Consider the following 11,650-nt stretch of genomic DNA (forward strand, 5'->3'; position numbering starts at 1 on the left):
GAACGGCAGGCTGGAACACCTACGTGGATCGGCGCTGGGGTTCCGGAACCTCACCCACTACATCGCCCGAAGCTTGCTCGAGACGGGAGGATTCAGACCCCGATTACACCCCTAACTGCGAAGAGCCCTTTTAGGTGAGTTTTTGAGCACTATAGTGGTTACATGCGTTGGAAAGTTGGTTGGTTCTTAGCTCTTCTTTCGGAAAGCTGCAGGACCTTGACTTTCCGAAAGCCGTGCCTCGATTTCGCGCTGGTCTTCTATGCCAAGGAGTTGTCCCATTTTGAATCTAACTATCGTTGGTGCCGGGTACGTCGGCCTGTCCAATGCCGTCGTTCTCGCTCAGCACCACTATGTCACCGCTGTCGATTTGTCCAGCGACAGAGTAGATCTCATCAACCGGGGCATCTCGCCTATCATCGATCCCGAGATTTCGGACTTCTTAGCAACCAAGAAGTTGGATCTCACAGCGACCACGGCCGGCGACAAGGCCTATGCGGCTGCAGATGTTGTCATTATCGCCACGCCTACCAACTACGACGAGAACTCAAACTTCTTTGACACCTCGACAGTGGAATCTGTACTCGATCAAGTCCTCGCGGTGAATTCGAATGCGCTGGTAGTTATCAAATCGACCGTTCCAGTGGGCTTCACGAAACAACTGCGAAGCGAGCATCCGGAGGCTCGGATCGTATTTTCCCCTGAGTTCTTGCGCGAAGGCAGAGCTCTCTACGACAACTTGCACCCCTCACGCATTGTGGTTGGAGATACCGGGCCCGATGGGAAGCTGTTTGCGGACCTGCTTGTCGAGGGTGCCCTCGATGAAGATGTACCTGTCCTTCTCACCGATGCTACTGAGGCCGAAGCGATCAAACTGTTTGCGAACACGTTCCTCGCAGTTCGCGTGGCCTATTTCAATGAACTTGATACCTACGCGGCGACCCACGGACTCAACACAGCTCAACTCATTGAAGGGGTCGGTCTTGACCCTAGGATCGGCAACCACTACAACAACCCGTCCTTTGGATATGGAGGCTACTGCCTGCCGAAGGACACCAAACAGCTGCTTGCCAACTACCAAGAAGTCCCACAGAACCTTATTCAGGCAGTCGTGTCTTCGAACACGACGCGAAAAGACTTCGTGGCTTCGGATGTTTTGGCTCTCGAACCTTCTGTAGTTGGGGTGTATCGGCTTGTTATGAAGAGCGGGTCCGACAACTTCCGCGAATCCGCTATTCAAGGAATCATGAAGCGGATCAAAGCTAAGGGAATTGAAGTCATCGTCTATGAGCCGGAACTCGCAGACGATGAATTCTTCCGTTCCGAGGTGGTGCGCGACCTCGATGAGTTCAAACAGCGGTCAGATGTCATCCTTGCTAACCGTAAGGCTTCCGCACTGTCCGATGTTGCCGAAAAGATCTACACCCGCGACATCTACGAACGAGACTGACACCTCAACAAGACGCTGCCGCAATCTTCTCGTTCTGGCGATACCAGAAACGCCAGGTCGATGGCCAGGTCAGGTATTGGTCGGGTCGAATTCTGCTCGGCGCTCACCAACCCCGAGCAGCTCCTCGATGGCAGCGACTGACCTCGCAGCAGCCAATCCGTCGCCGTACGGGTTGATGGCCTTGGCCATGGTCCGATACGCGTTGAGGTCGTCAAAGAGTCGAGAAGTTTCTGCGACGATTCTTTGGGTGTCAGTACCGACAAGAGCCACCGAACCGGCGTCCACAGCCTCCGGCCGTTCGGTGTTCTCCCTCATGACGAGCACAGGTTTGCCAAGGCTCGGTGCCTCTTCTTGGATACCGCCTGAATCGGTGAGGATTACGTCCGAAGCGGCCATTACAGTAGTGAACTCGCCATAGGACAGCGGCTCAGTGACCAGAACGTTGTCGAAGTCCCGGACACGCGGTAGGACAGCCTCTCGCACTAGTGGGTTGCGATGGGCTGGAAGCAGAACGAGCAGTTCGGGGCGCGTAGATGCCAGCTCGGCTAACGCATTGCCAATATTCTCCATCGAAGAGCCGAGGTTCTCGCGACGGTGAGTAGTAACCAGCAGCTTTGGACAGTCGGATGCCACGTAGTTGGCGGTTGCTCTATCTGCCGGCGAGACCTTCATCTCGACAGCGATTCGGAGGGCATCAATGACGGTGTTTCCAGTAACGACGACGTCGGCAGGATAGATACCTTCGGCAATCAGGTTTTCGCGTGATCGCGCCGTTGGTGCCAAATGAAGCGATGAGATTTGGCTTGTCAGTTTGCGGTTGGCCTCTTCCGGGAAAGGACTCTGGAGGTTACCCGAACGAAGGCCCGCTTCGAGATGAATCACGGGAATGCCGCGGTTGAAGGAAGCGATAGCCGCTCCCATCACAGTGGTCGTATCTCCTTGGACGAGAATTGCGTCTGGACGCTCCAATGCGAGAACGCTGTCGAGCTCACCGATAACACGCGACGCTATTCCGTTGAGGGTCTGACCGTTGGACATGATGTTGAGGTCAATATCTGGAACTACGCCGAACAGCTCATTGACCTGATCGAGCATCTCGCGGTGCTGAGCCGTCACCAGCGTCCGCGAACGCAGCTTCGCACTCGATTCGATTGCGCGAACGACGGGCGCCACCTTGATGGCTTCGGGCCTTGTACCGAACACTGTGAGAACTGTCGGGGTCATTTTCACACTCCTGCTCAGGAATAGTTCGAAGCCAGTTCAGTTGGCAGGTCTCTCGCCCTCTGCTTAGGCACTTCCCTAATGATATGTGCGATCCGCGCTCTGTACCCCTAAGGTTTCCAATGCATGCGCTCAGGTAACATCAGAAGTCGTTCATCTCGAGTTTGGAGCATCACTCACATGCCGCCCACCGCCACCTCTCAACGCCCTTCGGTCGCCGTCATCGGCCTCGGATACATCGGTCTTCCGACCGCGGCCGTTCTAGCCAGTTCGGGCGCAGAGGTCGTCGGGGTCGATATCAACGCCGATGCCGTGGCCACGATCAACGCCGGTCAAGTTCCTTTCGTCGAGCCGGACATGGCGACGACAGTGGCCGGTGTCGTCTCTCAGGGTTATCTGCGGGCCACGACCGAGACCCCGCACGCGGACAACTACATCGTCGCGGTGCCGACGCCGTTCAAGGACGGGCACGAACCTGATCTGTCCTACATCGAGACTGCGGGCAAACAGATCGCTCCCCTGCTTGAGGGCAACGAGCTCATCATCCTCGAATCGACTTCGCCTCCCGGAGCAACGGAGTTCCTGGCAGAGACGATCATCAAGGCTCGCCCTGATCTCACCCTCAAGCCAGGCAATGCGCAGACCGTCTACTTCGCGCACTGCCCTGAACGTGTGCTGCCCGGCCGGATCATGATCGAGCTGCGGACGAATGATCGCATCGTCGGCACCCTCAACGGCAACGCCGGTGAGCGTGCGCGTGACCTGTACGAACTGTTCTGTGAGGGCGAGTTCCTCATGACCGACGCTCGCACTGCGGAGATGGCGAAGCTGACCGAGAACGCTTACCGCGACGTCAACATCGCCTTCGCCAACGAACTGTCGGTGATCTCCGACGGACTCGACATCAACGTCTGGGAGCTCATCAAGCTCGCGAACCACCACCCTCGAGTCAATATCCTGCAGCCCGGCCCCGGAGTCGGCGGCCACTGCATTGCGGTTGACCCGTGGTTCATCGTCTCCACTGCACCCGATCAGTCGTCACTGATCCGCACCGCTCGTGAGGTCAACGATTCGAAGCCTGGTTATGTGCTCGACAAACTCCTCCCCCAGGCCCGTCGCATCCAGGATGTGCAGGTCGCGGCGCTGGGCCTGGCGTTCAAGCCGAACATCGATGACCTGCGGGAGAGCCCTGCCCGGCAGATCGTCGGGCAGCTCGCCGATGCGCTCCCGGAAGCCGACATCATGGCAGTGGAGCCGAACATCGACAGCCTGCCCGCGGAACTCGAAGAGCGCGACAATGTCGCTCTCACTGAGGTGAACGAAGCCATTCGCGCGGCCGATATCGTGCTGCTGCTCGTCGACCACAACGAGTTCACTCGCATCGACCGAACCCTGCTGACGCAGAAGATCGTCCACGATACGCGTGGGGTGTGGGGCTGAGTCTCGAGACGCTTCTCGTGTAACTAACTCCTCCGCACACAAATGTCGTGGGCCGGCCTGCAATCTGCAGGCCGGCCCACGGCATTCGAGTTTCCTTCAGCGGGATCACACCTCCGGTTCTCCGGCCTCCGTTGAGAACGGAGGCCGGAGACCGACTGTCAGGCGCGCCTCCTACGTGTGGTGTAGAAGTACACTCCAGCACCCACTGCGATCAGCGCGAGGCCCGCTGCCAGTGCACCCCACGGGGACATGCCGGTCCGCGGCAGAGGTCCACCGTCACCCGGCTTTCCTGGATCGCCCGGGTCACCGGGCTTGCCCGGATCACCCGGATCGCCAGGTCTACTTGGCTCGTCCGGCACCTCGTCGGCCTCGATCGAGTTCGTCAAGGTCACCTCAACAGTGGTGTTCTCACCGATCGTCACAGTGTCCTCACTGAACTTGTGATCGGTCCACTCACCACCTTCGATCGCGACCGGAGCCGCCTCCTTGAGGGTGAGCTCCGCACCGTATGGCAGAGCACTGCTGGTCGCGACTGTGCCGTCGGCCTTGACCACGAGCTCACCGTTGCCGGCCTCGAAACCGTCACCGGCCGGGTAGGAGTACTCGACCACGAACTCGGTGGTCGGGTTCACCAGGTCTGCTCCCGATCCGTCAAGAGCCTTGACCACGGAGAAGTGACCCGCACCCCGCTCATTCTCATTCGTGAGCAGGACGTCCACCGTCGTCCCGTCACCGATCGTGAGCGTATCCGTGCTGAACTCGAAGTCCACCCACGTACCGCCCTCGATCTTCACGGGTTCGACCTCGGTCAGGGCCACCTCGGCGCCGTAGGGCAGAGGATCGCTCTTGACGGTCTCACCGTCGGCCTTGACCACGAGCTCACCCTTGCCGCCTTCGAAACCGTTGCCGGCGGGGTAGGAGTACTCAACGGTGAACTCCGTGTCTGCGGGCACGAGGCCCGCACCGGTTCCCTCGACGGCCTTCGTCACGGAGAAGTATCCGTCGTTGAGTCCGATCGTGTTCGTCAACGTGACCTCAGTCGTCGTGCCGTCCCCGATGGTGACAGTCTCCGGGCTGAACTCGTGACTGATCCACTCGCCGCCTTCGGGCGCCTCCGGGGCGACCTCGGACAGCGTGACCTTCGCACCGTACGGCAGCGCTTCACTGGTGGCGACCGTTCCATCGGCCTTCACCACAAGCTCACCCTTACCGGCATCGAAACCATTGCCAGCCGGGTACGAATACTCAACGGTGAACTCGGTGCCATCAGACACCAATCCGGCACCTGATCCCTCGAGCGCCTTGACGACGGAGAAGTGGCCCGAGTTGAGGTCGTGCTCGTTCGTCAGGAGGATATCGACCGTCGTACCGTCACCGATCGTGAACGTGTCCGTGCTGAACTCGAAGTCCACCCACGTACCGCCTTCGACCTTCACGGGTTCGACCTCGGCCAGAGTCACCTCGGCGCCATAGGGCAGAGGATCGCTCTTCACGGTCTTGCCGTCGGCCTTCACCTTGAGCTCACCCTTACCGGCGTCGAAACCGTTGCCATCCGGGTAGGAGTACTCGACGGTGAACTCGGTGTCTTCAGGCACGAGACCCTTACCGGATCCCTCCACAGCCTTCGTCACGGAGAAGTAGCCCTCGTTAAGGCCGTAGGTGTTCGTCAGCTTCACCTCGGCGGTGGTGCCGTCACCGATGGTCACGGTCGATGGGCTGAACTCGTAGCCCTCCCACGTCGCGCCTTCGACGTTGATCGGCTCCGCCTCCGTCAGGTGCACCTTGGCACCATACGGCAGCTGTTCGCTGGTGACGGCCGTGCCGTCTGCGGACACCTCGAACTGGCCCTTACCAGCCTCGAAGCCCTTGCCTGCCTCGTACTCGTAGTGGACGAGGAAGCTGGCATCGTCCGGCAGCAGTCCGGAGCCTGCACCGTCGAGCTCCTTGGCCACGGAGAAGTTGCCGGTATTGAGCTCGATGGCGTTGTCCAGGACGACCGAGGTGGTCTCATCCTTGCCGATCATCACGACGTTGCCCTCGGTCCAGGAGACATCCGTCCAGGTGCCGCCCTCAGGGTTCTTCGGGGCGACCTCTTCGAGAGTCACCTGCGCACCGGCAGGCAGATCCTTAACGACCACCGGCTCACCGCCGGGAGTCACCGTGATCTCCCCCTTGCCGGCATCGAAGTTCGGGCCTTCAGGGTAGGAGTACTTCACGGTGAATTCGGCGTCGTCGGCCACCAGATGTTTGCCGGTGCCGCTGACCTTCTTCTCGAGGCTGAAAGCACCGAGGTCGAGTTCGATCGTGTTCGTCAGCGTGACACCGAACGTGGTCTTGTCACCGATCTTGAACGTCGAGTGATCGAAGCTCGAGCCGGTCCAGGTTGCTGCCGCGATCGGTCCGGGCTGGACCTCCGCGAGCGTCACCTGCGTGTCGTACGGCAGCGGATCGCTGGAGACAGCCTTTCCGTCGTTGAGGACGGTGAGGCTGCCGGTTCCCTTGCCGTTCTCAGCGCCGAGTGCCTCGGGCAGCTCGTAGGTGTAGTCGACCGTGAAGGCGACATCGTCACCGACGAGGTGCGAAGCATCGCCCTTGACGACCTTCTGCACGGAGAAGTCGCCGTTGTTCCACGTGATCGGGTTGTCCAGATCGATGGTGACGACCTGATCCTTGGTCACGGTGAACTCGGACTGGCTGAACTCGGGCACGCCCCAGCTTCCGCCCTCAGGATCGACAGGAGTGACCTCTTCGAGGGTGACGGTGGCGCCGGCCGGAATCTCCGGGCTGGCCTCAGAGGTCTCACCGGCTGCAACAGTGAGCTCACCGGAGCCGCCGTCGAAGCCGTTGATTCCCTCATAGCTGTACTTCACGATGAATTCGGTGCCCTCCGGGATGAGCTCCTGTCCATCGCCCGAGGTCGACTTCTTCACCTGGAACTGTCCGACGTCCTGCGTGATCGTGTTCGTCACGTCGACTGTCACGGTCTTGTCCTCACCGATGGTGAGAGTGTCATGCGACAGTTTCGGGTCACCCCATGTCGCACCGGGCACGTTCGGCAGGCCGATCTCCTTGAGCGTCAACACTGCACCGATCGGGAGGTCACCGCTTTCGACAGTGTCACCGTTGGCCGGCAGCTTCAGCTCTCCGGAGCCGGCGGCGATGCCCTTCGCGTCGTCTGCCGGGTAGCTGTAGGCCAGGGTGTATTCTGCATCGTTCGGCAGCGAAACGTCATCGGGGTTGTTGATGGACTTCTTCGCTTGGAAGGTGTCTTTATTGAGAACCGCACGGTTCTTGAGGGTCAGCTTCGTGACCTTCCCAAGGTTCTTGTTCTCAGCGCTGAAGGTCAGTTCTGTGACCTCGTTGCCGTCGGCGTCGACGATCACCGGGTCATCCCAAGTGACGTTTGCCGGGTCGGTCGGCTTGATCTCATTGATCGTGACAGTGGTGCCACGCCAGATCTCCGGGCTGGTGAGTGAACCACCGGCATGGAACTTGCCGGTCCGCTCCTGCGGCTCCTGCCCCTCCTCGTGGTAGGTGTACTTGATCTCGAACTCGGGGTGCAGAGTCGTGTCACCCGTGAGTTCCTTCTCGATCTGGAACTTGCCGAAGTTGCGTCCGACGACGTTGCCGCCACCGGAGTAGCGAGTAGTGCTCGCACGCTCGATCTTCTTGGTTTCACCGTCGATGGTCCACTCGGCGCCGTTGTAGAAGACACGGTTGCCGTTCGCATCGAGCTTGCCGGGAGTGTTGACGTCGACCTTCCACTGGACCTGGTAGAACGATCCGTCGGTGCCGCGGGTGCAGGGAACGCTCTTGCCCTGGTTGGTCGTGCATTCTCCCGCCGAGTATCCCGAGCCCAGTCCCGCCTCGGTAGTGAAGGAGGCAGTGAGGTCGGCGTTGCTCCACTTCACTTTGTCGGTCGGGACGGTCCTGTAATCCAGTCCTTCGCGGCCCCAACTGTTGTAGCTGATCGATTTGGCTTGCAGGACGCGAGGGTAGGTGCCGTCCTTGACCAGGGTGTAGTCATCGGTGTCCATGACATCGGTGACAGAGACCTTCTGGCCGATGCCCATTCCCTGCTCTCCTGCGGGGACGTTGACCGTCCAGATGATCTGGTCGTTGATGTTGTCGTACCAACCCCATTTGCCTTGGCCCTGCGAACCGTGCTCACAGTTGCTGTCGCACCAGTTCGCGTTCTTGAGGATGGTGACTTTGTTTTCGAAACCACCGATGTCATAGGTGTGTTCGATTGTCTCAGTGTTCGTGAACGTCGACTGCACAGTGAGGTAGAACGAACCGGAAACGTCGTAGGGGTTGTTCTCGATGAAGTCTTCGTCCGCCGTGCACGTGATGTGGTTGTTCTGCACGAGGCATTCGCCGGCTGGGTCGCCGTCCGGACCTGTGAGCGCGAACCGGTCGTTCGAAGCATTGAGTCCTTCGGGCAGGTCGAGCGACACCGTCACCGGGTTCTGGGCCTCGCCTTCGATCTTCCACGAGACGTTGAGTCGCTGGTTGGTGCCGCTGGGGAACTCTTCTTTTTCGAAGCTGATATCGGTGAAGACGATCGGGCTGCCCTCAGCGGGAGCCTGGGTGTTCGCGCTCGCCGCCTGCGGCAGGATCATCGCCGAGCTGAGCGCCACGAGGAGCGTCAGCAAATAGATGGTGAAGCGCTTCAACCGGTTAGGCGGCGCCTCGAGATTTTCAAGCATTCTTGTCCTTCTGGTAACAGGATGAATTGGCCGCTCGCCTCCCCCAGAGGCAGGGCGGTAGGCCGTACGCAAGCACGAAACCACGCACGGCAGACGTCGCGTCGACCCTATGAAGAAGTGACAGTAGACTGTGAGGAAAGTGAGAATATTGGAGCGATTTCACCCTTGATTTCACCCCCGCACGACGCTCCAATGTCGGTTTTCGATCGGAGAGAGTGCGAGCAGCTGCCGGCGGGTGTCTTCGGCCCGAATGCTCAGCGGAAGGAGCAAGCCAGCTTTGTTCGTTCGTTACGCCGCTCCCAGACTCCTCACAAGGATCGATCACCCAGCCTGGAAGCGCTTCTCCACCGGCCTCACGGGGACGGAGAACGTCCTCCTCATCTCGGCACCGGCCGGGTTGGGACGAGGGTGGTTCGCACGGTCGTGGCCCGGAGAGCAAGATGTCCTCGTCGTCCACGTTCGCAATGATGCGAACTTCTCACCCCCCGGCGAGGCGAGCACAGCGCCCTCCCTCGCAGAAGCTTTCGAAACGCACATTCCGAAGTTCCTCGCCACGCACGGAGATCAAGGCCGGACAGCGATCGTCCTCGACTCCCCCACCATCGACTGGGCCGTCCTGGCGGCCTACGACTGCTCCATGGTGCACGTACCCGATCTGCTGCTGACTATCGACGAAATCGCCGCACTCAGCGCGGACTTCGATGCTGTTCCGCCTCACTTCGATAACGATCATGACTGCCGCACAGCGGCAGAAGATCTCCACAGACTCACCGGCGGCTGGCTCGAACCGACCCTTCTCCTGCTGCGTGAACCATCTGCCCTTGATCGTGCGCAGGAGTCGATCCTCCCGTTCCTGTCGCACTGGATCGACTCACAGCACAACGGCTGGGAGATGGCGAAATCAGCATTCCTCGACCCGATCACCACTCAGACTCTCTCCGCATTCTTCAGTGAGATCCACGGTGATCCGCCGCTTCTCAAGGACCTCGTGGCAGCGGGATTCCTCGTTCTGGGCGAAGACGGTGCACCGTTCATGCCGAAACTGATCCGAGACGCCCTGAAAACTTTGGTCCGACAGAACGACCCTGCGCTCGCAGACGATTTGGTCGCCGCCGCGATCGACGCGATCGCAGAATCCTCTGACCTCATCTCAGCCGTACAGCAGGCAGCCGCCCACAGACATTGGCGGGCGTTGGGAACAGTCCTCACCGAGCGCGGGATGGAACTCTTCACCACGGATGCGCGCATCATCCGTGGCCTGCTGACTGTCATGCCTGAGAAGTTCGTGGATCAGTGGCTGGGCGACTTCACCGGCGCGGCTATTCGTATTCTCGATGGAGCGAGGACCGATGGCATGTCTTTTGTGCTTCCTGACGGCAGGCTGGAATACGAACGGGACAGCGTCGCATCACGGATGCGGTCGAACACGGCCCGTCTCTATCGGAATCCGGGGCCGCAGGCGCTCGTATTCGGCCTCATCGAAGTCGGCTACCTGCGGATTGCCGGCCACGACGTGCAGGCCGCAGCTGCAGCCCGTCGGCTGCTGACAGCGCTGCACACTGCAGAGTCCCAGCGTCGGCTGCGCCCAATACTGGCCAGTGTGGTCAATCTGCACGCCGGCGTCGCACTCGAAATCGGCGGGGATCAGGTCAGGTCGTCCTCGAGCTACCATGCGGCGTACCACCATATCGAGGGGACCGGCCATACCTTTCTGCTGGCCGACACCACATCTAAGCTCGCGCTCCACCATGCACTGCGCGGCGACACCCACGAAACTCGCAAGTGGATCACAGAACACGAAAGGTGGGTGGGCAAGGTCGGTTGGGGACGCCCGATGGTCACACGCAACGCGCAGCTTGCCCGTGTGTTTGTGGGACTGGCAGATCTCGACCTCGCAGCGGTAGACGAGGCCCTCAGCGTTCTGCCGGTGACTCCGGATCAGAACGAAACCTGGCAGGTCCATACTTATCTGCTTGCGATGCGCAGCATTCTCGCCGGTCTGCCACAGAGAGCCCTCGAAGTCACGAACAGAATGCGCTGCCAACGTCCCCACCCGTCGAACACGCCATTGGCTCGGGCTCTCTTCGCGGTCACCGCTCGCGCTGCCCATATGGCAGGCGCGTTCGGACTCCCCTCAACTGAGCTTGCAGTCACACCACCCCCTGCTCCCGAACTTCTCCTCCTCGACGCCTATCAGGCAGTGATGAACGGTGATCTCGACCGAGCCGCTCTCCTCATAAGTCGCGCCCGGAATGATGTGGCCGGTGATCGGTGGCTGAAGTTCGCAACACAGCTGGACATCATCATGAGCGACAAGGACAGCGAGCTCATCATCCGGCATCTCATCGATGACATCGTTTCTGGCCAGGGGGCCTTGGCTGATCTGGTTCTGCTGAGACGACATGCGATTCTGACTGACTCCCACTTGCAGCGTCTGCCTGAAGAGGCACGCGCGCGGATCACGAGGATCCCTGAGGTCCGCGGGGACAAGCGAACACGTCCGGCCCTCACCCCCCGCGAGTACGAAGTGCTTGAAGGGCTTCGCGAAGGGCTGACCCGTCGACAGATCGCAGAGAAGCAGTTCCGCTCGGAGAACACCGTGAGATCGCAGGTGAGAAGCCTCTATCAGAAGCTCGACGCTGCCACTCTGGAAGAAGCTCTGGAAGCGGCCCGGCGCTGGGGGCTGTGAGCTGGCGCCTTCGGCGCGCGATATCGGACAGCCTGCAATGGCCGCGGGGTCGGCGGCGTAAGGTGGGACTCAACGGCCCCACTGCGGAACGAGTGCGCCTCGTTTCAGCTGGTGGAGACCACTTTCACTGCCGTACACCGATGT

At 60.3% G+C, this 11,650-nt stretch carries 5 protein-coding genes; 3 read left to right on the top strand and 2 right to left on the bottom strand.

Annotated features, from left to right (window positions below; genetic code table 11):
* Nucleotides 1–280: 280 nt before the first annotated feature.
* Nucleotides 281–1,447: a nucleotide sugar dehydrogenase gene (locus tag BLIN9172_RS14370; RefSeq protein ID WP_101555644.1), complete on the top strand. Its 1,167-nt coding sequence runs from the start codon at nt 281–283 to the stop codon at nt 1,445–1,447.
* Nucleotides 1,448–1,516: 69 nt separating this feature from the next.
* On the opposite strand, the gene wecB is transcribed toward BLIN9172_RS14370, so the two are convergent.
* Entirely contained in the window at nt 1,517–2,671 is a 1,155-nt protein-coding gene (wecB, locus tag BLIN9172_RS14375) for a non-hydrolyzing UDP-N-acetylglucosamine 2-epimerase (protein WP_101555645.1), read from the bottom strand.
* 177 nt (nt 2,672–2,848) lie between these two features.
* On the opposite strand from wecB, the gene wecC reads away from it, so the two are divergent.
* Nucleotides 2,849–4,108, top strand: coding sequence for a UDP-N-acetyl-D-mannosamine dehydrogenase (gene wecC, locus BLIN9172_RS14380; protein ID WP_101555646.1), 1,260 nt, complete (start codon nt 2,849–2,851; stop codon nt 4,106–4,108).
* A 158-nt stretch (nt 4,109–4,266) separates the two neighbouring features.
* On the opposite strand, the gene BLIN9172_RS18200 is transcribed toward wecC, so the two are convergent.
* Nucleotides 4,267–8,817 carry a DUF5979 domain-containing protein gene (locus tag BLIN9172_RS18200; protein WP_170286928.1) on the bottom strand — a complete coding sequence of 1,517 codons (4,551 nt, stop codon included), beginning with the start codon at nt 8,815–8,817 and terminating at the stop codon, nt 4,267–4,269.
* A 277-nt stretch (nt 8,818–9,094) separates the two neighbouring features.
* On the opposite strand from BLIN9172_RS18200, the gene BLIN9172_RS18620 reads away from it, so the two are divergent.
* Entirely contained in the window at nt 9,095–11,506 is a 2,412-nt protein-coding gene (locus BLIN9172_RS18620) for a response regulator transcription factor (RefSeq protein ID WP_170286929.1), read from the top strand.
* Nucleotides 11,507–11,650 lie beyond the last annotated feature (144 nt).

Origin of the sequence: Brevibacterium linens ATCC 9172 (assembly GCF_900169165.1) — a bacterium.
Lineage (GTDB): Bacteria > Actinomycetota > Actinomycetes > Actinomycetales > Brevibacteriaceae > Brevibacterium > Brevibacterium linens.